This window comes from Helicobacter baculiformis (assembly GCF_900197685.1).
Classification (GTDB): domain Bacteria; phylum Campylobacterota; class Campylobacteria; order Campylobacterales; family Helicobacteraceae; genus Helicobacter; species Helicobacter baculiformis.
Genome location: NZ_FZMF01000002.1, coordinates 92152 through 118519, shown reverse-complemented (window position 1 = coordinate 118519; position 26368 = coordinate 92152). Strand labels below are relative to the sequence as shown.

28 protein-coding genes and 1 tRNA gene are annotated in these 26368 nt (G+C 45.3%); 27 read left to right on the top strand and 2 right to left on the bottom strand.

All coding sequences use genetic code 11. From position 1 onward, the window contains the following. Positions 1-42 precede the first annotated feature (42 nt). The 27 genes from C6G87_RS00800 to C6G87_RS00650 all read left to right on the top strand — a co-directional run bounded on the left by C6G87_RS00800 (position 43) and on the right by C6G87_RS00650 (position 23203). Positions 43-513 carry an RNA pyrophosphohydrolase gene (locus C6G87_RS00800; RefSeq protein ID WP_104751641.1) on the top strand — a complete coding sequence of 157 codons (471 nt, stop codon included), beginning with the start codon at positions 43-45 and terminating at the stop codon, positions 511-513. Continuing rightward, positions 514-1716, top strand: a complete 1203-nt coding sequence (locus tag C6G87_RS00795) for an aspartate kinase (RefSeq protein ID WP_104751640.1) — start codon at positions 514-516, stop codon at positions 1714-1716. Continuing rightward, positions 1716-2228 (top strand): HobA family DNA replication regulator, encoded by a 513-nt coding sequence (locus C6G87_RS00790; protein ID WP_104751639.1) that lies wholly within the window; start codon positions 1716-1718, stop codon positions 2226-2228. Before C6G87_RS00795 ends, C6G87_RS00790 begins: the two co-directional genes overlap by 1 nt. Next, positions 2225-2845: a DNA polymerase III subunit delta' gene (locus C6G87_RS00785; protein WP_104751638.1), complete on the top strand. Its 621-nt coding sequence runs from the start codon at positions 2225-2227 to the stop codon at positions 2843-2845. Before C6G87_RS00790 ends, C6G87_RS00785 begins: the two co-directional genes overlap by 4 nt. After that, complete coding sequence (folP, locus tag C6G87_RS00780) at positions 2845-3984, top strand: dihydropteroate synthase (RefSeq protein WP_104751670.1); 1140 nt, start codon at positions 2845-2847, stop codon at positions 3982-3984. Before C6G87_RS00785 ends, folP begins: the two co-directional genes overlap by 1 nt. 105 nt (positions 3985-4089) lie before the next feature. Next, entirely contained in the window at positions 4090-5340 is a 1251-nt protein-coding gene (locus C6G87_RS00775; RefSeq protein WP_233708934.1) for an aromatic amino acid transport family protein, read from the top strand. Positions 5341-5369: 29 nt separating this feature from the next. Next, positions 5370-6776: an L-serine ammonia-lyase gene (locus C6G87_RS00770; protein ID WP_104751636.1), complete on the top strand. Its 1407-nt coding sequence runs from the start codon at positions 5370-5372 to the stop codon at positions 6774-6776. Between the two features lie 127 nt (positions 6777-6903). Continuing rightward, a complete protein-coding gene (locus tag C6G87_RS00765) occupies positions 6904-7860 on the top strand; it encodes a Gfo/Idh/MocA family protein (RefSeq protein WP_104751635.1) in 957 nt (318 codons plus the stop codon). A 79-nt stretch (positions 7861-7939) separates the two neighbouring features. Further along, a complete protein-coding gene (locus C6G87_RS00760) occupies positions 7940-8644 on the top strand; it encodes a hypothetical protein (RefSeq protein WP_158653059.1) in 705 nt (234 codons plus the stop codon). A gap of 116 nt (positions 8645-8760) precedes the next feature. Beyond that, on the top strand, positions 8761-10731 hold the full coding sequence (gene uvrB, locus C6G87_RS00755; protein WP_104751633.1) for an excinuclease ABC subunit UvrB: 1971 nt from the start codon (positions 8761-8763) through the stop codon (positions 10729-10731). Positions 10732-11368: 637 nt separating this feature from the next. After that, positions 11369-11647: an iron transporter gene (locus tag C6G87_RS00740; protein ID WP_233708933.1), complete on the top strand. Its 279-nt coding sequence runs from the start codon at positions 11369-11371 to the stop codon at positions 11645-11647. Between the two features lie 11 nt (positions 11648-11658). Further along, the gene (locus C6G87_RS00735) at positions 11659-12081 is read left to right on the top strand and encodes a hypothetical protein (protein WP_104751631.1); all 423 of its coding nucleotides are present in this window, start codon (positions 11659-11661) and stop codon (positions 12079-12081) included. Positions 12082-12096: 15 nt separating this feature from the next. Then, on the top strand, positions 12097-12399 hold the full coding sequence (locus tag C6G87_RS00730) for an iron transporter (RefSeq protein WP_104751630.1): 303 nt from the start codon (positions 12097-12099) through the stop codon (positions 12397-12399). A 9-nt stretch (positions 12400-12408) separates the two neighbouring features. Further along, positions 12409-12681 (top strand): hypothetical protein, encoded by a 273-nt coding sequence (locus C6G87_RS00725; protein ID WP_104751629.1) that lies wholly within the window; start codon positions 12409-12411, stop codon positions 12679-12681. A 33-nt stretch (positions 12682-12714) separates the two neighbouring features. Beyond that, entirely contained in the window at positions 12715-13326 is a 612-nt protein-coding gene (locus tag C6G87_RS00720) for a hypothetical protein (RefSeq protein ID WP_104751628.1), read from the top strand. 826 nt (positions 13327-14152) lie between these two features. Continuing rightward, positions 14153-14713 (top strand): hypothetical protein, encoded by a 561-nt coding sequence (locus C6G87_RS00710; protein WP_104751626.1) that lies wholly within the window; start codon positions 14153-14155, stop codon positions 14711-14713. Between the two features lie 596 nt (positions 14714-15309). Continuing rightward, positions 15310-15591 (top strand): iron transporter, encoded by a 282-nt coding sequence (locus tag C6G87_RS00700; RefSeq protein ID WP_104751624.1) that lies wholly within the window; start codon positions 15310-15312, stop codon positions 15589-15591. Between the two features lie 19 nt (positions 15592-15610). After that, complete coding sequence (locus tag C6G87_RS00695; protein ID WP_104751623.1) at positions 15611-15886, top strand: iron transporter; 276 nt, start codon at positions 15611-15613, stop codon at positions 15884-15886. Between the two features lie 39 nt (positions 15887-15925). Next, positions 15926-16237, top strand: a complete 312-nt coding sequence (locus tag C6G87_RS00690) for a hypothetical protein (protein WP_104751622.1) — start codon at positions 15926-15928, stop codon at positions 16235-16237. A gap of 9 nt (positions 16238-16246) precedes the next feature. Then, complete coding sequence (locus tag C6G87_RS00685) at positions 16247-16558, top strand: hypothetical protein (RefSeq protein ID WP_104751621.1); 312 nt, start codon at positions 16247-16249, stop codon at positions 16556-16558. 16 nt (positions 16559-16574) lie between these two features. Continuing rightward, the gene (locus tag C6G87_RS00680; protein WP_104751620.1) at positions 16575-17033 is read left to right on the top strand and encodes a hypothetical protein; all 459 of its coding nucleotides are present in this window, start codon (positions 16575-16577) and stop codon (positions 17031-17033) included. A 115-nt stretch (positions 17034-17148) separates the two neighbouring features. Next, positions 17149-19218: a methyl-accepting chemotaxis protein gene (locus C6G87_RS00675; protein WP_104751619.1), complete on the top strand. Its 2070-nt coding sequence runs from the start codon at positions 17149-17151 to the stop codon at positions 19216-19218. A gap of 124 nt (positions 19219-19342) precedes the next feature. Next, on the top strand, positions 19343-20488 hold the full coding sequence (locus tag C6G87_RS00670; RefSeq protein ID WP_104751667.1) for an FtsW/RodA/SpoVE family cell cycle protein: 1146 nt from the start codon (positions 19343-19345) through the stop codon (positions 20486-20488). Beyond that, positions 20450-20526 (top strand) — tRNA-Ile (locus C6G87_RS00665). The genes C6G87_RS00670 and C6G87_RS00665 overlap by 39 nt, the downstream gene beginning before the upstream one ends. 15 nt (positions 20527-20541) lie before the next feature. Further along, positions 20542-21171 carry a ribulose-phosphate 3-epimerase gene (rpe, locus tag C6G87_RS00660; protein ID WP_104751618.1) on the top strand — a complete coding sequence of 210 codons (630 nt, stop codon included), beginning with the start codon at positions 20542-20544 and terminating at the stop codon, positions 21169-21171. A gap of 40 nt (positions 21172-21211) precedes the next feature. Next, on the top strand, positions 21212-21979 hold the full coding sequence (gene fliR, locus C6G87_RS00655; protein WP_104751617.1) for a flagellar biosynthetic protein FliR: 768 nt from the start codon (positions 21212-21214) through the stop codon (positions 21977-21979). A gap of 9 nt (positions 21980-21988) precedes the next feature. Beyond that, positions 21989-23203: a molybdopterin molybdotransferase MoeA gene (locus C6G87_RS00650; RefSeq protein ID WP_199767585.1), complete on the top strand. Its 1215-nt coding sequence runs from the start codon at positions 21989-21991 to the stop codon at positions 23201-23203. A gap of 6 nt (positions 23204-23209) precedes the next feature. On the opposite strand, the gene C6G87_RS00645 is transcribed toward C6G87_RS00650, so the two are convergent. Together C6G87_RS00645 and C6G87_RS00640 are read right to left on the bottom strand one after the other, a co-directional pair. After that, positions 23210-24526 (bottom strand): outer membrane family protein, encoded by a 1317-nt coding sequence (locus C6G87_RS00645; protein WP_104751616.1) that lies wholly within the window; start codon positions 24524-24526, stop codon positions 23210-23212. Between the two features lie 118 nt (positions 24527-24644). Further along, positions 24645-26267, bottom strand: coding sequence for an outer membrane family protein (locus C6G87_RS00640; RefSeq protein ID WP_382262650.1), 1623 nt, complete (start codon positions 26265-26267; stop codon positions 24645-24647). Positions 26268-26368: the final 101 nt, after the last annotated feature.

Below are 26368 nucleotides of genomic sequence, written 5' to 3'. Positions count from 1 at the left end.
TTTCTCAGTTTGGTGTCCTTGTGGCACTACAAAGGATTATACATGGATGCTCAGAAAAGCTACCGCCCCAATGTGGCCGCTGTGGTGCTTTCATCTTGTTACCCTAGGGATTGTGAGTTTTTCATCGCTCAGCGTATCGATATTCAAGGGGCATGGCAATTCCCTCAGGGGGGGATCGATCAGGGCGAGACTCCTCTTAAAGCCTTGTATCGCGAACTGCTCGAAGAAATTGGCACGAATGCGGTGGAGGTGATCGCCGAATATCCTAAGTGGATCGCCTATGATTTCCCACCCACCATGACAAAAAAGCTCTATCCTTTCGATGGGCAGAAGCAGCGCTATTTTTTGGTGCGCCTTAAGAATAACACTCTGATCAATATCAAAACTCCCTCCCCAGAATTTGATCGCTACGAATTTGTCAAACCTAAAGAACTCTTTTCTAAAGTGGTGCATTTCAAACGGCAAGTTTATCGCCAAGTCATTGGTTATTTCAGACAACAAGGGTATTTGTAAGTGCTGGTTGTACAGAAATTTGGGGGTAGCAGTGTGGGGAGTTGTGCGCGGATTCAAGCCGTAGCCCAAAGGGTCGCACAGAGCAAAGCGCGCTTTGAAGATGTGGTGGTGGTGGTCTCAGCGATGGGGGACACTACGGATGATTTGCTCGATTTAGCCCATTCTTTTGGCAACAAGATCAACCGCAGGGAGATGGATCGCCTGCTTAGCAGTGGTGAACAGATTTCTAGCGCGCTCTTAGCCATTGCCCTAGAATCCCTAGGGCAGAAAGCCTATTCTTTGAGTGGCAGAGATGCCGGGATTTTAACAGATGTACACTTCACTCGCGCGCAGATTTTAGAGATCGACACCGCCCGTATCCAAGATTTATTGGCGCAGAATTTTATCGTGGTGGTGGCGGGTTTTCAGGGGGTGAGCAAGAGCGGAGAGATCACCACCTTAGGGCGAGGGGGGAGCGATTTGAGCGCGGTGGCGTTAGCTGGGGCTTTGCGCGCCCAACTTTGCGAGATTTATACCGATGTGGATGGCATTTACACCACCGATCCGCGCATTGTGTCCGATGCGCGCAAGATTGCCCAAATCAGTTATGATGAAATGTTAGAACTAGCCTCTATGGGGGCTAAAGTGCTTTTTAACCGCTCAGTAGAGCTGGCTAAAAAATACAATATCCCCCTCATCACGCGCAATTCTTTTAATGACAACCCCGGGACTCTCATCACTTCAGAGGAGCAAATTGTGGAAAAACCCATTGTGAGCGGTATCGCCCTAGACAAGGATCAGGCGCGCGTGAATATCATTGACGCGTGCGATTACCCGGGCATTGCAGGGGAAATTTTTGGCTTGCTCGCAGAAGCTAAGCTCAATATTGATATGATCGTGCAAACCATCGGCAAGAATGGCAAGACCAATATCAATTTCACTTTGCCCGAAGAGGATTTAGAAATTTGCCAGCGAGTGCTTAAGAATGTACGCGACATCGGTTCTGTGGAATGCGATCGCCAAGTGGCTAAGGTGTCTGTGGTGGGTGTGGGCATGCGCTCCCATTCTGGCATTGCTAGTGCCGCCTTTAAAGCCCTAGCCAAAGAAAATATCAATATCTTAATGATCAGCACTAGCGAGATCAAAATCTCTGTGGTGGTTGAGGTCTCTTTAGCCGAACTCGCTTTGCAAACTTTGCACAAGGCGTTTAAATTAGCGTTGTGATGGAGTTAACCCACCGGGCACGCCAACTCCTTCAAGAGCAACACGCCAAGTTGGGGAGCGCGTGGCTAGAGTCTTATGACTGGAGTGGCTTTATCAAAAGCATTCGCCACATTTTGGGGGGTGGGAGTGTGTTGTTATGCGTGGATATGGAGCGCACTTGGTTTAAGCAGTATGTGCTGACTCATCTGAACGCACAAAGGTTACGCCCGCTTGTGCCCATTGTAGATGGCTTGCTAGGGTATGCGCCCCTCTTGCATGACACCCAAGAATTGCCCTTAATTAGCCATTTGCTGGATTTAACCTATCAAAATTATATGTTTTGGTATGTCGGCAAAGAGGGCGTGTTGAGCGAACTTGTCTTGAGCAAGGATCATTTTCTATGGTTGCTAGATGGTCAAGGGGCACTGCTAAGCCCGCGCGATCCCATGCGCGATCTCAAACTCTTACAGCTCTATCAAGTCTTTGAAGGCGTACTCTTTGAGAGTTTATTGGGGAAATTAGCTTTAGAATGAGCAATCTTTTAATCCTAGCAAACGCCCCCAAGCAGGAAGCCCTGACTTATCAAGAAGAGATAGCAAGCCAGCAACCCCTCGCATGGGTCGAATCCTTTGTAGAGGACGAGCTCAAAATTGAGCATGCCCACGAGATCAAATGCCGCTGTGTGCTCAGCCACACCCAACAAAAAATCTACATCATCGCCGCACACCACTTCAACACCTTTGCCCAAAACGCCCTGCTCAAGATTTTAGAAGAACCCCCCTTGAACACGCGCTTTGTACTCATCGCCAAGCACAAACACGCGCTTTTAAGCACCTTGCTCTCGCGCCTAAGCTATGAGGATCGGCGCGTCAAAGTCGCCCATGAACGCTTTGGCTTGAACCTGCGCACCTGCACTTTAGCCGATATTTACGCTTATGTGCAAGATTTGGACAAAGCCCCCTTAAACCCTGAAGAGACTAAAACGCAAATCCAAGCTTTCTTATACGCTCTGCAAGAGAGCGCGATCCCTCTGCCTATGGACATGCTTGAGAGTATCGATCAAGCCATGCACGCCAACCATTTGTATTACCGCGCTAGCTATAATCTCCTGCCCTTGCTTTTGAGGGTGTTAGAACTAAGAGAGGCATGATGTTTTTAGAACGCATTACCCCGGCGCGTTTTGAGCAAGAACTAGAACGCATTACCCCCCATCCCATCGGGCAAGCCATCATGGCTAAAAAAGCCCAACTTTTAGCCTTTAAAATTGAAGCTCTACCCTTGAGCGCGGCACTGACTCTAAAGCAAGAGGCGTTGCGCGTGGGAGCAGAATTAGCCACGCCCAAAGATTGCATTCTGGCTAAAAAAACCCATTACACCTGCTTGTTAGTGGGCACTCTAGATCAGCTTGAACGCCTGCGTGCCAAGTGCACCACCCAAGCCTTCGGGCTCAAACGCCTAGCCCATATGCTAGAGCCCCACCTCCAAGCCAAGTATCCTAAAAACCCCGCGCTCATGGGTGTGATCAATCTCACCCCAGATAGTTTTTATCCCCATAGCCGTTATAGCCCCCAAAAGGCTTTGGATCGCATTTACGCCTGCTTGGAGCAACAAATCCCCTATATCGATATTGGGGCGGCGAGTTCGCGCCCCTTTAGCGCACGCATCGATCCTCAAGAAGAGATCGCGCGCCTCAAAGAAGTCTGTTTTGAAATCAAAGCCCAAAACCTCAACCAACACGCCATCTTTAGCATTGACACCTATAACGCCAAGAGCGCGGATTTCGCACTAGGGCATGGTTTTACATTGCTCAACGATGTCAATGGGTTTAGAGACGATGCCATGTGTGCTGTGGCAAAAGCCTATCAAGTCCCCGTGATCTTGATGCATGCACAGGGTGTGCCTATGGACATGGATCACTTCGCCCCCTATACCTGTCTTTTTGCAGAGATGGACGCGTTTTTTGAGACGCAGTTGGAGCGTTTGCACGCGCATGGGATCACAGAAATTATTTTAGATGTGGGGATCGGCTTTAACAAGACCACCGCACATAATCTAGCGCTTATCCAACACTTGGCGCATTTCTTACACTTTGGTTACCCCTTGTTGGTGGGGGCGAGTCGTAAAAAATGTGTCGGAGAAGTCTGTAATAGAGAAGTTGAAGAGCGCTTGGCTGGCACACTAGCCCTCCACCTAATTGCCCTGCAAAATGGGGCTAGTCTCTTGCGTGTGCACGACATCGCCCCCCATATAGACATGCTCAAAATCACCCATGCTCTGCAGAAATCTTAAGTTACCATACTAAGCATTCTTGGGACATAGAGGGGGATTGAAGGCGGTTTTGCATGGGACTTAGGCAAAATCTGTTAGCATGCCAATATCTTTTTTTGAAGGATTATGATGGAGAACCCCAAGGATAGGGCGCTTAATTTATTTGACATCCGCTGGATGTGGTCGATGTTTGGCACGGCGATTGGGGCGGGGATTTTGTTTTTGCCCATTAAAGCGGGCATGCATGGCTTTTGGCCTGTGGTGGTGATGGCGTTTTTGAGCTTCCCGATGACTTGGCTTAGCCACCGCGCCCTAGCGCGCTTTGTCAACGCCATCGGCAATCACGACATCACCCATGCGGCAACTTATTTGGGCAAAAACGCGGGTTTTATCATCACCTTTGTGTATTTTTTCACCTTTTACCCTATCTGTCTTGCCTATGGAGTGGGGATCACCAACACCGCCGAATCCTTTTTTGCACACCAGCTTGGGCTAAATTATTTCGAGCACAATCGCTTTTTTCTAGCCGAGCACCTTGTGAGTGGCATGATCTTTGTGATGATCTTTAACACCACCATCGTAACGCGCGTGGCTAACCTTTTAGTCTACCCTATGGCGCTGATTCTCTTGCTTTTTTCTTTTTACCTAATTCCCTATTGGAAGAGCGCCATGCTCAAAGAAATCCCTACCTTTGGGGGATTCTTTGCCGCACTTTGGTTTACCCTGCCGGTTTTGGTTTTTTCCTTCAACCACAGCGCGATCATCTCTACCTTTGCCCAAGCTGTTGAGCGCCGCTATGGCGCGCTCAAGCACTTTAAAACCAATCAAATCGAATTGCTCAACACCTCCTTATTGCTTTTCTTTGTGATGTTCTTTGTCTTTTCTTGCATTCTCTGCCTAGAGCCTGCAGATTTTATCAAGGCTAGGGAACAAAACATTCCCATTTTAAGTTATTTTGCCAATACCCTAGGCAACCCCATTATTGGCTACACCGGCCCCATTGTGGCGTTTTTGGCGATCAGCACCTCCTTTTTTGGGCATTATTACGGGGCTAAAGAGGGGCTTAAAGGGTTGGTGGTCCAAACCTTTCTCAAGGACAAGCTCAGTCCAAGCCGTCATCGACAAATTGACATCTGTGTCACTTTGTTCTTGTGGATCAGTATCATTTTGGTTTCTTATTACAACCCTAGCATCTTGGGTTTCATTGAAAGTTTGGGTGGTCCTGCACTAGCGACCATCACTTTTATTCTGCCCATTGTGGCGATGTATCTGTTGCCTTCTATGAAGGATTTTAGAAATCCTTGGGTAGATGGCTTTTTGTTGATTGTGGGGGTTTTGACCGTGCTTAATGCCATCATTGGACTCGTGTTTAAGTGATTGCGCTAACCTGCAAGAAAGGATGATCGATGGACAACACCCAACAAGAAATCTATGCGCAGTCTATGACTTCTATCTTCAAAATCGGCATAGGACCTAGCTCCTCACACACCATCGGACCTATGGACGCTTGTGTGCGCTTTTGTGCGCTGTTGCAAGAAAAGGGGTTGCTAGAACGCGTGGCGCGCGCGCGGGTTACTTTGCATGGCTCTTTAGCTCTCACGGGTAAGGGGCATTTGAGCGATTTGGCATGTTTGGTGGGTTTGAGTGGGATCAGCGCTAGAAAAGTCAGCGTTGAGCAACGCCACCAAATTGTACAAAGGGTGCTCAAAGAGCAACGCCTTTATCTTGCCCAACACCATGATATTGTCTTTGATTTTGCGCATGATATTCTCTTTGAAAACAAGGCTTTGAGTCTCCATGAAAATGGCATGGTGGTGCGCGCCTTTGACGCGCAAGAGCAAGAGTTGATTCAAGAAGTTTACTACTCCACAGGGGGGGGGTTTATCTACACCCAAGAGGAGTTACAACATAGAAAATCTAGCCCCACGCATGCCAAACACACCCCCTTTGACTTCAATAATGCCAAAGAGCTAGAAAGTCTATGTGCCAAGCACCATTGCCATATCGCCGCTATTGTGCAAAAACATGAAAGCGCGCTTTTTGGGGAGGATTATGCCAAGAACCACTGCTTAGAAGTGTATGAAGCCATGCTAGCCTGCTTTGAGAGCGGGGTGCATGCTAAGGATAAACGCTTGCCCGGGTGTATTGGTATGGAGCGTTTAGCCCCTAGTATCCAAGAGCGCATCGCTAGCCAATCCAACCCGCAAGACCCCCTAGCGGTGATGGATTACATGACCATGTACGCGCGCGCCATTAGCGAAGAAAATGCCTGCGGTAACAAGGTTGTTACCGCGCCCACCAATGGCGCGTGTGGGGTTGTGCCCGCCGTGTTGCTTTACTGCCATCGCCATATCAAGCCTTTAAGTCAAGAGGAGATTGTACATTTCTTGCTGACATGCTGTGCGATTGGCTATCTCTACAAAAAGAACGGCTCGATCAGTGGGGCAGAAGCGGGGTGTCAGGCAGAGGTGGGCGCGGCTTCTTCTATGGCGGCGGCTGGTTTTGCCTTTGTGATGGGCGCAGGAGTGCATCAAGTGTTGAGCGCGGCAGAGATCGCTATGGAGCACCATTTAGGGCTCACTTGCGATCCGGTGGGGGGGCTAGTTCAAATCCCCTGCATTGAGCGCAATGTAGTGGGGGCAATCAAAGCCGTTACGGCGGCGCGCCTAGCCCTAGAGCATGGCTATCAAGCCAAAGTTGGCTTAGATGAGGTGATCTTGACGATGTTGCAGGTGGGCAAATCCATCGATTCTAAATACCGCGAAACCTCTTTGGGGGGCTTGGCGGTCAATGTACACATTCCTAGATGTTAAATTACCAAAGTTGCCATGTCTGAACTTCAAGAGGTAATGTCCTCTTGCTAGGAAATTGTTTAGCATTTAAAGAACCGCCTTAACTTACTTTTGTTACCATTGCCAATCATGTCTAAGGAGCGTACACATGTTATTTGGGGTTATTGGGGTGGGAGGCTTTATCGCCCCCAAACATCTACAGGCTATCCGAGAACTAGGGCATGTTCTTGATTGTGCTATGGATATTCACGATAGTGTACGGGTTTTAGATCAATATGGGCTTGATTGTGAGTTTTTCAGCGATCTTGAAGATTTACATCAGTATTTGCAAGATTGCAAGGAGCGGGAAAAGTTTTTAGATTACATGGTGATTTGTAGTCCCAATTATTTACATTTTGAACATATCGAATTTGCACTTTCACATGGCATCCATGTAATTTGTGAGAAACCTTTGGTGCTTGATCCTAGCGAGCTTGAGGAGATCAGTGCATTAGAAAAAAAATATCAAAGACGGGTTTTCAATATTTTGCAATTACGCCTGCACCCTAACATCATCGCTCTTAAAGAAAATGTGTCTGCAGAATTGCTTAAAGACCCCTCTAAGGTTTATGAAATTTCTTTAACATATCTGATCTTGCGCGGAAAGTGGTATCTAAACTCTTGGAAGGGCGATGAGAATAAAAGTGGAGGGTTAGCCGCCAACATTGGCGTTCATTTCTTTGATATCCTGTTGGATATTTTTGGGGATGTGGTGGATAATGTCGTGCATGTGCACCAAAATGATTGCATGGGAGGGTTTTTAACCCTAAAGCATGCTAGGATTTCTTGGTTTCTGTCTATCAATCCTGAGCACTTGGGCGTGCACCGCGATAGCGCATACCGATCTTTAATCTCAGAGGGTAATGAGATTGATTTCAGTGATGGCTTTGACGATTTGCACACTCAAAGTTACAAACAAATCTTAGAAGGCGATGGTATAGGGGTGGAAGACGCACGCGCAGCTATCGAATTGGTAAATGCCATTAGGTGCATGTCTCCTAGCAATCCAGAGGAAAGTTGTCATCCTCTGTGTCATAAGGTCTTGCATGACGATGTGTCGGAATAAAAGAGGTTGAAAAACAACTCTAGCGAAGATTTTCTCTAGAGTGTCTCAGTCCTAAGCCTTTTTTTTATCCCAAAATATAATGAACCCGCCGTCAATGCAAGTGGGGTTTTGGATCGGTTGGATCATCTGTATCGCCCTAGCTTACGCCCAAGAAGCCACCCCAACTCAAATTGATTTCCCCGGACATGTCAATTCTGAATGTGTCTTAAAATTTATCTCTTTGGTGGAGCATAGCTCTTTTAATTTTAAGCAGTGGGATAGCGATCACAAGGGCGTAAAGTGGCTCAAAGCACATATCTCCTACTACATAGACACATGGGATCAAAACCATATTATGGCTAAATTGTATTTTAACTGGCAACAAGACCCCAAGCACCCTGAGTTTTTAGGCACAGGCACAATAGGCTGGGCAAATTATGATCTCAAAACGCATAAATTACAAGATTTAAACAGGGTTAATCTCACCTTCCCCTTACAATACGCCCACCAACTAGCAACATGTTTGCAATTTTGCGATGCTAGCCAAACTAAAGCCTTGCAGGCGCGCTTTAAAGATCAGGAGGTACAAGCCCACCCCCTAAAAACCATTGTAGGCAAGGGCAGGGCATATTTTTACTCCGCCCCTAACAAGCATTGCAAGATCAACGATCTCTTTTTAATCCCCAAAGACAGGGTATATCTTTTACAACAACAAGACGCATTTAGTTTTATCGCTTTTAGGCGCAAAAACGGCGAGATTATTAAATCATGGATTGAGAGTTTCAGAATATCAAATTTACCTTGAAAAAATGCGTGTGATTTATGGCTCTTTGGATTTTTGGGATTGTTTGTATGGTAAGGACAAAATTAGTTAGAAAACTCCCCCCTTAGGGTGTGCTATGATTAGCAAAAAGAGAGATGATGTCAATTTTTCAATTACACGCCCCCTATGCGATGAGTTTAGAGCAAGAAAAAGTCGTGCAAATTTTGAGCGAGGGGGTGGCACAAGGGGCGCGTTATCAAACTTTGATCGGGGTTACGGGTTCGGGCAAGACCTTTAGCATGGCTAATTTGATCGCGCGCTTGCAAATGCCCACTTTGATCATGAGCCATAATAAAACCCTCTGTGCCCAGCTTTATAGCGAGTTCAAAGGCTTCTTCCCTAAAAACCATGTAGAATACTTTATCTCCCACTTTGATTATTACCAGCCCGAGTCCTACATCCCTAGACGCGATCTATTCATAGAAAAAGACAGCTCCATCAATGAGGATTTAGAACGCCTGCGCTTGAGCGCGGTCACTTCGCTATTAAGCTATGATGATGTGATTGTGGTCGCTAGCGTCTCGGCTAATTATGGGCTGGGCAACCCGGGGGAGTATTTGAGCATGCTAGAAAAAATCCAAGTGGGGCAGGTGCGCCCTTATAAGCAATTCTTGCTCAAACTGGTAGAAATGGGTTATAGTCGCCAAGACATCTTAGAGCGGGGCAAGTTTAGGGCGGTGGGGGAGTGCGTGGATATTTTCCCCGCTTACAATGATGAAAACTTTATCCGTGTAGAATTTTTTGGCGATGAGATCGAGCGCATCACCAGCATGGACGCGTTAGAAAACACCCCCTTAAAGCAACTAGACTCTTACCCCCTCTATGCGGCAAACGCCTTTATTGTGAGCCCGGAGCGTTTGCAACAAGCCATTAAAGACATTGAACAAGAATTGCAAGCGCGCCTAAGCTTTTTCAAACAAGCCCAAAAGCCCCTAGAGTATGAGCGCCTCAAAACCCGTACTGAATTTGATTTAGAAATGATTAGTGCCACAGGCATTTGTAAGGGCATTGAGAATTACGCGCGCCACTTCACGGGCAAACAAGGGGGGGAGACCCCCTATACTTTGATGGATTACTTCGCCCAAAAGCAACGCCCCTTTTTGGTGATCGTAGATGAGTCGCATGTGAGTCTGCCCCAATTTAGGGGGATGTATGCGGGGGACTTGAGCCGTAAGCAGGTCTTGGTAGATTATGGCTTTAGATTGCCTTGCGCGCTGGATAATCGCCCCCTTCAATACGAGGAGTTTATCGCCAAACCCCCCCATTTTCTCTTTGTCTCAGCCACCCCCAACCCCCTAGAATTAGAACTCTCACAAGGGTATATCGCTGAACAGATCATCCGCCCCACCGGGTTACTAGACCCCGAATACGAAGTGCGCCCTATTGCTAACCAAGTGCGGGATTTATACGAAACTATTAAAGAGGTGGTGGCAAGAAAAGAGCGCGTGTTAGTAACCACCTTGACTAAGCGCATGGCTGAGGAGTTGTGCAAGCACTATTTAGAATGGGGCTTGAGGGTGCAGTATCTGCATAGCGATATTGATGCCATTGAGCGCAACCATTTGATTAGAGAGCTTAGATTAGGGGTTTTTGATGTGCTCATTGGGATCAACTTGTTAAGAGAGGGGTTAGACTTGCCTGAAGTGTCCTTAGTGGCGATCTTGGATGCGGACAAAGAAGGCTTTTTGCGCAGTGAAACCAGCTTAATTCAGACAATGGGGCGCGCCGCACGGCATGTACATGGCAAGGTGATCTTTTATGCAGACAAGATCACAGCAAGCATGCAAAGGGCGATGCAAATTAGCGATGAGAGACGGGCTAAACAAAAAGCCTTTAATGCAGAACATGGCATTGAGCCTAAAAGTGTGCAAAGGCATGTGGAAGAGGAGTTGATTGATAGCCTGCCTGCAAAGCCCAAACGCTCCAAAGCCCTAGAAAAAATGCCCAAGAGCGAAAAAGATCGCTTGATCAAAACTTTAAGGGCGCAAATGCAACAACGCGCTAAGGTGTTGGACTTTGAAGAGGCGGCAAGATTGCGCGATGAGATCGCACGGATTAGAGGGTTGTAGATTGATGAAAAAATTTTTCTTAGGGCTGGCGTTGGTGCTCATGCCCCTCTTCACGGCGTGTATGTGCATTGGGATAATCGTAATATCGCTTGATTATAGTTGCGGGGCTTTGGCAAATATAGTCTTGATGGGCATAGTGGTGTTGTATGGGCTGTCTTTTTTGCCCATTAGAGAGATTTATAAATACACGGGTTGGCGTGATGCCTGTGTGGTGAGTGGGATTGTTAATGCAGGGAGCGTAATACTCGTCCCCATGATATTACTCTATATAAAAATGATAATGATAGAACTCCATATATAAAATTACATTAAAAGGTAAGCCATGAAAACTAAACAAGTGCTCTTAGGGCTGGTGTTGGTATTAATGCCGCTCTTCACGACATGTATGTTTTTTGGGATAATCGCAATGTCGTTTGATTATAGTTGCGGGGTTTTGGGAAATATAGCCTCAATGGGTGTATGGGTGTTGTATGGGCTGTCTTTTTTGCCCATTAGGGAGATTTATAAATACACGGGTTGGCGTGATGCCTGTGTGGTGAGTGGGATTTTTAATGCAGGGAGCGTAATATTATTTCCTACAATATTATTACACATAATATTTTGATAGCACTCCATATACAATATAAAAAGGTGAGTGGTGAAAACTAAAGAAGCGTCTCTCTCAGGGCTAGTGTTGGTGTCAATGCCCTTTTTCACTCTGTGTATGTGTTTTGGGGTGATAGAAACATTGCATGAGTGTGGTTGCCATGCGCATATTTTGGGGAGTGCGAGCGTAGCGGTGCTGGGCGCGCTGTCTTTTTTACCCATTAGAGAGATTTATAAACACACGGGTCGGGCTTTTGGCTGTGTGCTGAGTGGGGGTTTTAATGGATTAGTGATGGTATTCTGCTATATGATAGCATCCCACACATATTAAAAAGGTTGGTGATGAAAAATAGACAAGGGTTTCTAGAGCTTTTGGGGCTAGTGTTGGGGTTGATGCCTGTTTTGGCGTTTGGGGCGTGTTTGTTTGTGGGGAGGCAACTTGTGAATGCCTGCCATTCTCACTTAGCAGCTTTAAGCCAAGTGCCCTTAGGCGCGCTGTTTCTTTTGTTAGTTTTTGGGATTTACAAGCGCACGGGCTGGGCTTTTGGCTGTAAAATGAGCGGGATTTTCACCTTATTAGTGGTGCTGAGTGGGTTTTTTGTGGGGCTTGGGGTTTGGGATCGCCCTTGCTATGCAGAGCGGTGCGTGTGTGAGGGGATGTGTTATGAGAGCCCTTGTCCTACAGACCCTGTGAAGGATAAAGATAGTTGTATCGGACAGCAGTGCCCTGAGTGTTTGGGTCGCGCTACTAGGTTTCCCGACTAAGATGTTTTAGGGGTTATGAAAAAGACTAAGGCGTTTTGCTTGGGGGCGGTGTTGGTGCTCATGCCCCTTTTAACTTTTTGGGTGTGTTCAAAAGCGATGATATACTTTGGTCCTTGCCATGTGCGTTTAGCCTGTCTGAGTGATGTGCTCTTAGGGGCTCTCTCTTTTGTGCCCCTTGTCAAAATCTATCAATACACCGCCTCTAGTAAGACTTGGGCTTTGAATTGCAAGATCAGTATGTACACTAATATGATGGTTGTGGTGTACTTGCTGATTATAGGGGGACTACTTTTAGACATGCAATCGTTTCGTTGTTAGGAGCATAAAATGAAAAAGACGACATTGTTTTGCTTGGAGTTGGTGCTCATGCCCTTTGTTACTTTTGCAGCGTGCCTTTTCTTTTGCGTGCTGGTTCTTTGCATTGTTAGTGATCTTAACCTCGCCCTTATCGCTTCATTGATCTTAGGGGGCTTGTCCTTTTATCCCATTTTTAAGATTTACAAGCGCCATGCGCCTAGCGAAGTTTGGGCGTGGCGTTGTGTCATTAGCGGGGTTTTTTATGCTCTAGCTGTGGTGCTGTGGTATGCCTTATTTATTTAAGGCTTGCGTTCTATGCCCTAGTAAGGATTAATGTTGAAAATTTTTTTCTTGTTCTTGGGGTTAGTGTTGATATCCCTTATTATTTTGTTTGTGTATGATAGGTTGAGTTTGGAGCGTGATAGTTCAAACTCAGCAGGGATTTTAATGGACGACAAGCTGTTTGGTAAACAAGCTTTACATGCCGCCAATATTTTTTCGTTTGCCTGGATCGTGTTTTACATCGTTTTTATTCACGATGGTTTGCGCGCACGATGGATTGATGTATTTCCTTTCGTAATGTGCCTTGAGATGGGTGCTATCATTTTAGCGTTATGTCCTAATAAACACATCTCTTTAGGACTCATTGTTTTAGGATTTGTGCTGTGTTACTATGGCTCTCCCCCTCCCCCAAGATACATGGGAGCAATCACATTTAGTGTAGGAGCTCTCATCTTTTGGGCATATATTGGCGATAAAAAATGGTGGCTCTTTTTCATTCCGCCTTCAATCGCTATCATCATGTTAACCACGCTAATCTACTGTGGCGTTATACTTTTTTGCGTGTTTTGCACTTATCCCATTAAAAACGCACATTGGCTTGAGCGCTGTTCCATAGCTATAGCTATTTTATTGTGTCTCTTTCCCATAATGATGATTGTAAATTAACCATTAGTTGCGCGCCAACAAGGCAACGATGTCGGGTTGCGCGCCTAGTGGCATGGATTGCTTCATAGCACGATGAGGGAGGCGCGCAAAAAATCTTATTCAAAACTCAGCAAGGATTTTAATGGACACGCTGTTTACTAAACAAGCCATGAAACAAGCTTTGCATGCCGCCAATATTTTTTTGTTTGCCTTGATCGTGTTTTGCATCGTTCTTGCTCACGATTCACGCGCATGGGGATGGGAACTTGATGTAACTTTCTTTGTAGCATGCCTTGAAATGGGTGCTGTTATTTTAGCGTTATACCCTAACAAACGCATCTCTTTAGGACTCATTGCTTTAGGACTTGTGCTATGTTGTGCTCCATTTATCCCTCCCCCAAAACACGGAACAATCGTACTTAGCGTAGGAGCTCTCATCTTTTGGGCGTATGTTGGTAATAAAAAATGGTGGCTTTTTCCCATCCCGCCTTTAATCGCTATTATTCTTATCTTGTTTGAGTCGCATGATGCGTGGAAGGCGTTCGTGTTCTTGTTTAAAATGTTAAAAGTCACGCTGAGTTGCTATAGCATTGTATTTCTTTGCACGCTTTGCACTTATCCCATTAGAAACGCGCATTGGTTTTTGCGCTGTTTAGTAGCTATAGTTGTTTTTTGGCTTCTCGATCTTCAAGTTATATTGCTCCTAGTGTCTCTCCTTTTTGGTAAATAGGTTATACGCTAACAAGGCAACGACTCCAAGTTGCGCGCCTAGTGGCATGGATTGCTTCATAGCACGATGAGGGAGGCGCGCAAAAAAATCTTATTCTGAACTCGTCTAAGGATTCTCATGGATAAACTATTTATTAAACAAGCTTTACATTTTGCTAATACAATTTGGTTCTTTGTTATTGTCAATACAATGATGGCCCCTAACCACTCTCATGGAGTAGGAGGTGGAATGGCAATCATGCTATTTGGCTTGCTTGCCTACATAGGCGCTATCATTCTGGTGTTATGCCCTAACAAACGCATTTCTCTAGAAATTATCGCTCTGGGGTTTGTGCTGTGTTACTGCGTATTCGTGCCTCCTGCAAGGTATATGGGATATGTTATAGGGAGTGTAGCAGCTCTTGTTTTTTGGGCGTGTTTTGGGGATAAAAAATGGTGGCTTCTCCCTATACCGCTTTTAATCGGCATTGTTTTTTCTTTATCCGGGCGTAAATTGTCGGTATCAGGGACACTGGTATATTATGTCCTCCTGCTTTTTCCCATGCTCTGCACATACCCCATTAGAAACGCCCATTGGTATTTGAGGTTCTTGGGCGTTCTGGTTGTTACATTTGTTTTTTGGTGTATATTATTTGTTTTTGAACCCTTAAAGTATTTGAAGCCATATATTGGGACTTAAGTTTATGTTCTCTATCTTTGCTCCATGCCTGCTTTCTGCACTCATACCCATTTTGATCTTTGTTCATAAACCCAAGTTTAGGTCGCTAGCCCTCATCTTGGCTTTTGCTCCGATGTTCTTGCTCAATGCCTTGGATTTTTACGATGTTCTTAAGGATAATTACAACATATGGGGCTTACTGCAACACGAGTTGCGGGTCTCTAAAAGTGTCTTCTTGCTATATAAGGGTGTTTGTTTGATAATCTATACACTTCTACTATGGTTTGGGCTTAGAAAGTCTAAGGCGTGTGTGTTTATCCTTGCCTGTTTTGTTTTATGCAATCTATTGATACCCTTTAATCTTATGGAGCAGTTTTTATTGGGGAGGTGATTATGCCTATGGCTAAATTCTTTAAAACTAAAAGACTTATCGCTTTTTTGTGGATGTTTGTTAGCAAGGCTAATAATCTTTTTGTTTTATGTGTTATCTCTAAACTTTTGGGGGTTGCTCTTTTGTGTTTTTGGACCTATATTGGTAAGTGTTCCTAGTTTTGAATACCCTAAGGCGAGTTTGTTGAGATGAAGTTAAAAAGCTTTGGTGTGCATGGGGGGTGTGCATGGATGTTAAAACATTTTTCTTAGGGCTAGTGTTGGTGCTCATGCCTATTTTGGTGTTTGTGGTGTGTGCATTGGTAGGGGCAGGGCTCATTATGATTTGCCATTCTTACCTAGCGCTTTTGAGTGAAGTGCTCTTAGGCATGCTGTCCTTTTTGCCCATTGTCAAAATTTACAAACACACAGGTTGGGCTTTTGGCTGTAAGATGAGCGCGACTTTTACTTTGCTGGTCGTGTTGAGTGGGTTTTTTATAGGGCTGGGGTATTTGGATTACCCTTGTTAAAACGCGTGGGGTTAATAAGATGAAAGCATTTTTCTTAGGGCTAGTGTTGGTGCTCATGCCCTTTATCACTTTATTTGTGTGCGGTGTGGTGGGCGCATGGCTGGCTAAGGCTTGCCATTCTCATTTAGCAGTGTTTAGTGAAATCATTCTAGGCTCTTTGTCCTTTCTGCCTATTTTTCAGATTTACAAATACACCAACTGGGCTTTTAGCTGTACGCTGAGTGGGTTTTTTAATGGTTTGGTGGTGGTGGGTGGGTTTTACATGGGGCTGGTGGCTTTAAAGCCGTTTTGTTAAGATGGGTGTTCTTGATTTGACAGGATTTAAAGGGGCGTTATGAAGAAGTGGATCAAGCTCATAGAGCGGTTTTATTTAGGGGTTTTGCTTTTCATCACACCCTTTTTAACGCCTTTTTTATGCGCTAGAGTGGGGAGCATATTATTGCATTCGGGGCATGAGATTTTAGCGCTTTTGAGCGTACTCCTTTGTGGTTTGTTCTCCTTTTGGACAATTTATGGGGTTTATGATGACACAAAACCTAGCAAGGTGTGGAAGGGGGCTTGTTTGGCGAGCGCCGGGCTTAATGGGGTGATTTTAATAGGAGGCATGGGCTTTGTCGCATGGGTTTTCTTTGGTCCGCATGATTAAAGGGGCGTTATGAAGAAGTGGATCAAGCGCGTATATCGGTTTTATTTAGGGCTTTTGCTTGGCATCACACCCTTTTTGACGCTTTTTTTATGCGCTAGAGTGGGGGGCAGATTATCTTATTTGGGGCATGAAATTTTAGCGCTTTTGAGCGCACCCCTTTGTAGTTTGCCCTCCTTTTGGATAATTTATGTGGTTTATGATGAAACAAAACCTAGCAAGGTGTGGAAGGGGGCTTGTTTGGCGATCGCCGGGCTTAATGGGGTGATTTTAATAGGAGGCATGGGCTTTGCGGCATATGTTTTCTTTGGTCCGCACCATTAAAATAAGAAGGAAAAAGATGAAGAGAATACTTGGGCTTTTATGCTTGCTAGGGGGTGTTGTTTTAGCACAGGGGAGATTGGAGATTGTGTGCGCCAAGTCTTATCAAGAAAAACAATGCGGCGATGATTTTAGTTGCGGGGCTTCTAAATGTTGGATCAAAAATACAAATCTTTTAGGCGCGCTCAAAAACGATCTTAACTATTGGTTAGAAAAGACAAGTCGCGACCCTAATGGGGGCGATGCGCGTTGCATACAATTTTTTAAGCGGGTACTAGCCTCCAAGTCCCTTTTGCAAAATCAAAAATTTGGACCCCAAGAAGAGAATTTTTATGGCTTAGAGATCAAACGCCTTGATGCCAAAACCATCTCTGTACATACAGATCTCTGTATGGGTGGGGATGCGGATTTTGCATACACCTACCACCAGAAAGGCAAAGATGTGGAGAGGATAGAAATGTCAGACAAGGGGGAGTGAAAGAGTTACAGACTTTGTTCTTTGGACTTTTATCATGCTAGAGGAATCCTTGCTCTTGCAATACTAACTTTCTTATGTTAGACTGAAAGTTTTTAATTGTCCTAAAAGGGAAGCGATGTTTAAAAACATGACTTTGCGGAATAAAATGGTGCTTGCTATCGGGTCGGTGTTGGCAACATTGATCATTGTGATGAGCTATGTAGTCTCTTATAAAGTGGAAAGACTCTTAGAAGAAGAAGCCCTTAACCGCCTACAAGCACAGGTACGCAACGCAGGGCAAGGAGTACAAGCCAGCATCGCGCGCGCGCTAGTGCGCTTGCATATCTTAAGAGTCGTGCTCTTAAAAGATAACATGTCTCCGGATGTTGTCTTTGAAAAAAACCTTTTGAGCGAATACTTATACTACACAAGAGCTGTTTTTGCACTATCTATTGCTCTAGAAAATGATCATAAAAATGCCTATGTGTTTGATAAAAGCGTGCGAGATAAGATGTCTGCCAATAGCTTAACGGGTGCGGGCAAGATTGAGATCACCCATGCCCCCGATCTCTACACACATCCCCTTTATCTAGCTAGCAAAAATAGCTCTAGCTTCACTTTAGGTAAGCCTTATGTGCGCAAAATGCAGGATGGAAGTAGCATCTATGGTGTTGATGTGGGCTACCCTCTTAAAGATGATAAGGGGATTTTCAAAGGGGCTATTATCGTGTTTATTAATATCGATCGCTTTGATTCTGTGCTTAAGGCTTATGGTGTGGGCGACACCAAGTTTAACCTTGCTTCTCAAGATGGCACGGTTTTAGTTGCTCATGGGGCTCCAAATTGGCGTGGACGCCCGTGGGCAGAACAGAATGCCAACTTTGCTAGACAGGGACTACCCTTGATTCGCAATGGAGAAAAAAAGGTGATCCAAGTGTATTCACAAATCAGCCATGAGCTATCTTATGGAGCGATCTATCCTTTCAAGGTTTTAGAGGGCATTGACAACAATTCGTATCGTTGGGCTGTAGTGGGCTTGAGAAGTGAAAAGCGTGTGTTTAGAGATATTGACTCCATTAAATTCACCGTGCGTATTACGGGTATCGTTGGGCTAATCGTGGTGATTGGCATCATCTACTGGTTACTCTATACCTTAATGAGTCGGCGCATTGGCAATGTCTCTCGCAATTTGGAGAACTTCTTTAAAATTCTACGCCATGAAGTTTCTCCAGAACATATTAAACTCATCCCTGCCAATAGTGGGGACGATTTGGGCAAAATGCAGAGTGCGATCAATGAAAATATCCAAAGGGTGCAACGCACGATTGTGCAAGATGAAAAAGCAGTGCAAGATAGTATTGAAGTGGCTTCTAGGGTAGAGGTGGGGGATTTTAGCCAGGTTATCAGTGTAGAACCTAGCAACCCCTCTTTGATTGCGCTTAAGAAAAATATCAACAACATCATTTTTTATATGCAAAAGAACATCGGCATGCATTTACGCACAATTAACGATGCCTTTGAGCGTTATTCTCAATACGATTTTAGAGAGGGTATCCCTCAAGCGAGTGGGCATATTGAAATTGTGCTCGATGCGCTTGCTAGTGAAACACGGCGCATGCTCAGCACCTCAGCAGATTTTGCCAAAGAGTTAGATGGCAAGGTGGATATCCTGAATGATTGCGTGGATCGTCTTAATGAGATTGCCAACAGCCAAAATAATAGCTTGGATAAGACGATTGGGAGCATCGGGGGAATCACCAGCGGGATCACAGAAGTCGCCCATAAAAGCGAGGGCATGATCCAGCAAGGGCAGGATATCAAAAATATCGTTGAGATCATCCGCGACATCGCCGATCAAACCAACCTGCTCGCGCTCAATGCAGCGATCGAGGCTGCACGCGCGGGCGAACATGGGCGGGGCTTTGCAGTGGTGGCTGATGAAGTCAGAAAACTGGCCGAGCGCACGCAAAAATCTCTAAGCGAGATTGAGACTAATATTAATGTGCTTGTACAGAGCATTTCAGATACATCCGTGAGTATTCAAAATCAAGCCAAAGAAGTGGAATCCATTAACCAATCCTTAGAGGAATTTAAAAAGGATATCGAGAGCAATATCGCGATCGCCCGCGACTCTCTAAACGCCTCTCAAGATGTTAACCGCATCTCCGAAGAGATTTTAAAAGATGTGGAGCGCAAGAAGTTTTAAGGTCATTTGCCATCACCTTTGGTAGGCAGAACTCCTGCCAAGTCAGCTTTTGAATAGCTCCTTGTGGTTCTATCTAGCTAGATCCTAGTTTGCCAGTTTTAATCTTTTGTGCTATGCTAGCGTTATGCAACCCATACTGGATCGGCGTGTACTCACGCACTTTGATTTTTTGTTGTTCTTTTTCTTGTTCCCGCTGATGGGATTGTCTGCCTTTCTCATCCATGAAGCCAACGCCACTTTAAGTTTTAAGCAAGGGCTATATTTCATAGTTGCCTTCGTGGTTTTTTGGGGCATGCTCCTTGTTCCCTTTAGGAGATTGGATCGTAGTTTCTATATCATTTACTGGTTTTGCATTTTCTTATTGGTTCTAGTCAATGTGGCGGGCACAAGTAAATTAGGCGCACAACGTTGGCTGAGCATTCCCATTTTGTCTATTTCTTTCCAACCTAGCGAGCCCGTTAAAATCGCTATTTTGCTCTTACTAGCGCATCTAATCCGCATCAATCCTGTACCCAATGGGGGTTATGGTTGGAAAATTTTTGGCAAGCTGAGTTTCTATATCGTGCTCCCTGCTATTCTTATTTTAAAACAGCCCGATTTGGGCACAGCCCTAGTGATCCTCATCATGGGTTTTGGCGTGCTTTTCTTGGTGGGCGTACACCCCAAAATTTGGATCACTTTGGGCTTGGTCTTTGCCATCGCCTCTCCCCTTATTTATAGTTCTTTACATGATTACCAAAAAAAGCGTATCCATGACTTTATTGCCGAGAAACCCAATTACCATGTCCGTCAATCCATCATCGCCATCGGTTCGGGGGGTTTTTTGGGTAAATCCAAAGAGGAATCAACTCAGGCTAAGTTGAAGTTTTTACCCATCGCGACGAGTGATTTTATTTTTGCCTATTTTGTGGAGCGCTTTGGATTTTTGGGAGCGTTGTTGCTCTTGAGTTTTTATATGGTTTTTGTCATGCACTTTTTAGCCTATTTTAAAAATAATCCCACAGATCATTTTTTACAGGCTATTGTCGTTGGGATCGCGATTTTGATTTTTGTTTATACGAGTGTGAACATTGCCATGACTTTAGGGCTGGCCCCTGTAGTGGGTTTGCCCTTACCTCTATTTAGCTATGGGGGAAGTAGTTTTATCACATTTATCGCTCTCTTTGGTATCTTTGAAAATCTACTTGCATTTAAATTTAGTTTTGGTTATAATCGCCCGTCTAGAAAAAAGGGATTCTTAGCTCAGCTGGTTAGAGCACTCGGCTCATAACCGATTGGTCGTAGGTTCAAGTCCTACAGAATCCACCAGCTTTAAGGATCTAGATGCAAATCGCCGCAAGTCTCCTCAGCGCGGATTTTATGAATCTCAAAACGAGCTTGGATCGTGTAGCAGGTGTGGATTTTTTCCATATCGATGTGATGGACGGGCACTTTGTACCTAATCTAACCTTTGGACCTTGTGTTCTGAAAAATTTACATCAATATTTTAAGACCCCCCTAGATGTCCATTTGATGGTAGAAAATCCCCTTTTCTTCATCGATCTTTACAAAGACTTACAACCCGCTTTTATCACCTTGCATTTAGAAAACACTCCCCATTTGCACAGAAGCGTGCACCACATAAAAAGCTTAGGAATCAAGGCAGGTATTAGTTTAAACCCCTCCACGCCTCTATGTGGCTTGGATTATATTGTGCAAGATTTGGATTTAGTTTTGCTCATGAGTGTCAATCCGGGTTTTGGAGGGCAGAGTTTCTTACCTTTTGTGTTGGATAAAGTAAAGGCGTTTAGAGCGCGCTTTCCCCACTATCAAGGTGTCCTTGAAGTGGATGGGGGAGTTAATGCGCATAATGCCCCTTTGTTGCGTGCTTGTGGAGTCAATATGCTTGTGGTGGGCAATTATCTCTTCAGCCATGACAATCCCACCCACGCATTACAGACACTACGCACCTAAGCCTTATTCTTTCTTAGCGTCCTTACGCTATAATGCGCCCATGCTAGATTGGCTCGTATGGATGCAAAGTCAGAATATTACGGGATTTTGGTTACTTTTCGTGCGTTTGGCTGGTGTGATGGCATTTTTCCCTTTTTTTGACAATAATCTAGTGCCCGTATCCCTTAGGGGCGCATTAAGCTTTTTCTTAACCCTTGTCTTTTACCCCACAATCCCCCACGCCCCCTTAAACCTCGATTCTCAAGATTTTTTGATCGCCTTGCTTTCTGAACTCTTGCTAGGATTATGTGCCTCATTTTTCTTACATTTGGTATTTAGCACACTAGCCTTTGCTACCGATACGATCAGCTTTTCGATGGGCTTGACGATGGCAAGCGCTTACGATCCTATCTCGGGCGCGCAAAAAGCAATCGTGGGGCAAGTGGTTTTATTGTTGGCAATCTTGATCATGCTCCAAACTTCTATGCACCATTTCATCATTCTTTGGGTGCAACATAGTTTAGAAAGAGTGCCCTTAGGCAGTTTTAGCCTAGCCCCTGATGTTGTTAAGGCAAGCGTAAAGGCATTTGCTTATCTCTTCAGTATTGGTTTTAGTATGGCTTTCCCCATTCTTGCGCTCATTATGCTAAGTGATATTGTCTTTGGCATGATTATGAAAACCCACCCGCAGTTCAACTTACTAGCGATTGGTTTCCCCTTAAAGATTGCCATCGCATTTATTGGGCTGATCATGGTCTTAGGGGCGATGATGCATCGCTTTAAAGATCATTTGCTAGATGCTTTCCAATTGCTTTCTAAATTATTTTAAAGGATCACAATGAAAATCCCCTTGATGGAGTATGATCAGGCGCTCGCGCTGAGCTTAGAACTTATCAAACACACGCCTGCTGTAGAGGAAATCGCTCTAGAGGATGCGATGGGGCGGATTTTATCCCAAAGTGTGGTGGCGCGTGAGCCTCTGCCCAAAGCAACTAACTCTGCAATGGACGGCTTCGCTTTGCGCTTGGAAGATGTGGGCAGACCTTTAGAAATTGTGCAAACTATCTATGCTGGGCAGAATGTGAAAGGAATACAGATTCCTACGGGTGCATGTGCCAAAATTATGACGGGAGCGTTAGTGCCTAAGGGAGCAGAAATTGTTGTGCCCTTTGAAGAGATGGATTTTTTTAACCATAAGCAAGCTCAAGCCCCCGCCAAAACATTTAAGCAAGGGGCTAATATCCGCTTTATGGGCGAAGATATTCATCAGGATGAGCTTATTGCCCATATGGGCACAAGAATCCATGCAGGCACAATTGCCCTACTCGCTTCACAAGGGATTGCACGCGTTCAAGTTTTTAAACAGCTTAAGATCGCCATTTTTAGTAGCGGAGATGAGGTGGTTGCTTTGGGCACACAAGCACAGGAACATCAAATTTATGATAGCAATGCCCCCATGCTTGCCTCTCTTTTAAAAAGCTATGGACATCATATAGTACATATAGGTAGGCTTGGGGATAATTTGGAAAGTCAATGCCAAGCTATGCAGACATGGGGGGATTATGATGTGGTGGTGAGCAGTGCTGGGGTGAGTGTGGGGGATAGGGATTATTTCAAAGATGCCCTATTGCAACAGGGCGCAATTATCCATTACCACGGGGTTAATCTCAAGCCGGGTAAACCCATCATGCTGGCTAGTTTTACTTCTTCTGTGCGCCCTACTTTTGTCTTTGGCATGCCCGGCAATCCGGTGAGCTGTATGCTCACTTGCCTAACCTTAGTGTTACCCATGTTAGAAAAACTTGCCGGTGCTTGTGGACAAGATGAGATATTGCGTGTACCTTTAAGCGAACCTTTATTTTTTAAGGGACAACGCCTGCATCTTGTTTTAGGGCATGTCAAACAAGGGGTATTTACGCCCTATCGCCACAATCGTTATGGCTCAGGCGCTATTGACGCACTAGGGGCGTGCAACGCCTTAGCGCTTATCAAACCGGGCGTGTTAGAGGTCAAAGAGAGCGTAGAAGTGTTGTTTTATCAACGCTTTCTGTAGAATTTCTTATAAGATTTGAAACCCATAGGTGAGAGTGAACATCAAATGGCTGCGATCGGAATCCACATTGTGGGGCAGGGGGAACGCACCCCATGAGCTACAATAGCCGATACAATAGCCCTTTTTGGTGATGTTGTTATAATATTCCAGTTTAAGATCGAATTCTAGGTTGTATTTGCTCCAAAAATAGTTCAAAAACAGCGCCACACTTTGCTCATTGGCACGCGGGGAAGCGGTAAGCCGCCCTAGAATTTTCCAAGTGAACCCCCGATAGTGCGATCCAAAATATAAAAACCCATTGATCGCGTCTTTGCCAACGATGTTGTTAATCTCAGCATCGTAAATACTATTGGTCCAAATATTGTAACCTAGAGGGTCGCCATAAATCCCAATATCACCATTAGCGTTACCGATATTTTTATAGATGCTTCCCCCAAAGCTCCATTTATTATAGTAAAAACGGGAGCGGAAAAAAAGGGTCTGCGCGTCCTTTCCAATAGTTTCTTGTTGGAAAAGAATAATATCAGGACCACGCCCTGAAGGGGGAAAAAAGGGGAAGAGTCCCACAAAAGTACCCACCCATCTAAAGCCCTTATCTCTAAAATTAGGGTTGGTGTCGTAAGTAATGTTGATTCCGGGAGCATTCATACGCCCAAAGATAGAATAAAAGTAGGGATTAACTTTCCACCCTTTTTTTTGATAGCGCAACTCGGCAATCATGAGAGGTTTGCCGCTAGTGTAGTAACGCCCATAGGGCCAAAACCAGTCGCTCGAGGCAGAAGCACGCGCATCGGAGTAGAGTACGCGTAACTTGGTGTCTTTATATTTAACATAAGCCTCTACACCCTGACTAAAAGAGGTAAACCAATCATAGTCAGAGAGCTCATAACGCCCGCCCTTGATCCCAAAAATTCCTTTGTAGTCATAGCTTAAATAGGCATTGTGCACCATCGCATAACGGGGCTTTTGCACATGTAAACCGCTATGTCCTGCATACCAGCCAATGTATTCCCAAAATATTCCCCCGTCGTGTTTATAGTAATCTCCGGGTCCTCCGGGTTGCCCCGGGGGAATGTTATTTCCCTGATAAGCTGTCGAGTCATAGGGTAGACCCGCCATCATTGCTCCCACTTCTGCGCGCAGACCCTTATAAATGTTCACACTCATATTCATTTCCGCGAGCAAAGAAGTATAACTTCCTGTGGGGTAGATCAAGTGTGCTGGGTCGTATTTTTGGTTATTAAAACCAATCTTGGTATAGGTGCTCAGCTTGCCCGTTAGACTGAGATCGAACGCGACAACATGCCTAACAAGTACTAGCATGAGTCCTAATAAAATGAGTGTCTTGCGTCTGATGGATTGCCCTTAATCTATTTTTACGATCAAATGAGGCGATTATAGCTAAATTCCGCCCCGCTTGGGTGCGGGAATTAGCATTTTTTTAGAAGCTGTAGCTGATGTGAGTCATCAAGTGGCTACGATCTTGGGTAACGGCGTGTTTGATCCCACCTACATTCGCGTAGTTTTGGGCAAAAGAGCTAGAAGAGAAAAGCCCGGTGTTCATGTTGAAAGGTTGCCCGTATTTGCTTAGGAAGCCTACGCCGGGGTTGTAGCCCGGATTGATGGTAGATAAGAACCACTCAAGCTTAAGCCCCACATTGACATGCTTGCCAAATTGATAATTCAGATACAACGCTAAAGCCTGTTCTTTGGCGCGTGGGGAGTTGGTATAACGCTCTGCAAGCTCCCAGTTGAACTTCCCATAAACACCACCGCCTTTCCAATATGCGGTTACAGCGTCGGCGGCGGTGATGTTGTTGATACTTGCAAACCCTAAGCCATAGATACTGCCGGTCCATTGTTCGACCCCATCGATCGCCACTGGGTTACCATAGGTCCCGATGTTAGGGTTGGGGTTACCGATGTTCCAGTAAATCCCAAAAGAAGTGTTATAGTTGTTAATATCAAAGCGTTGTTTGAAAAGCAAGGTTGCCCCTCCGGGGCCTTGCAAGCCATTTCTTGCCCAGTAACTCCCATAGAGATTCCAAGTATCCCAAGTGTTATAACGGGCTAGCCCGTAACGCCCAACATGTCCGATACCCGGAACATAGTCGTTCTTCCACTGGTAGACATACATGCCATAGAAGGTAGTCTGAGCCCTAAACCCACGCCCGTCAAAATCGGGGTTAGTGTCATAGTAGAGCTTGATCTCAGGAGCGGTGAACACCTGAGGGGAAAACCACACATGGGGGTGGATAGAAAAATGCTTGTTAACTTGGTAAATTAACCCTACCTTGTGCTCCCCCCAAGGCTTCTCGCGGTAGATAGGGAACATCCATTGCCCATCAGCGATACCACGACCCCAGGAGCTGAAAATCTGAAGTTCCACTTTAGGGTGCAGCTTGAACAGCCCGTAAAAGCCCTGTGTGAGCTGATAGAACCAATCAATGTCCTTAACTTGGGTTGTGTCGTAACGCCCTAAGATCATCCACACCTTATCGCTTTTATACTGGATATTCGCCTTGTAGATCTCATAACGCCGTGATTGTCCGGGTGAATAGGCATAGGCAGGGTAGTAGTTAGGAAACAGCCCGTTCCACTCCCCCATAAACATATAGCCAATCCCCCTAGGGTCAGCCACCCCTCCTGGAGAGTAGGCGTTAGCATAAGGTCCACCTGTAATAATGGACGAACAGAACTGCCCTCCTAAAGTGCTACACTTATCTTTGTCAGCTTGCCACTGATCCCATAAAGACTTCCCATCAGGCAGAATATAGGCTTTCGCATCCGCTTCCACACTTTTAGAATAGGTATCATAACGCGTGCCATCATAGGGCATACCCCCTAGCGCTCCGCCCACACTCACACTCCAACCCTTGCCTAAATGCATGGTGCTCTCTAGCTTACCAGTTAGTTCCACAAAGGTTCCCGTAGGGTAAAGCCCTTTAACGGGGTTAATGGGGGAGTTATTAAAACCCACCTTAGAGAAGTTGATGAGATCGCCATGGACCTCGTAAGTTATCGCGTCCAAACCGCACAGCCCCAAGGAAGACGAGGCGAGCAAGGCGGGGAAGAACCTACTAAAGGCTGATCGAGTCAGCCCCCCTGCCTCGTCTGTCTGCTTCTTTGTTGCCTTCTTCATATTGTGCTCCCTTCTTTGACTTA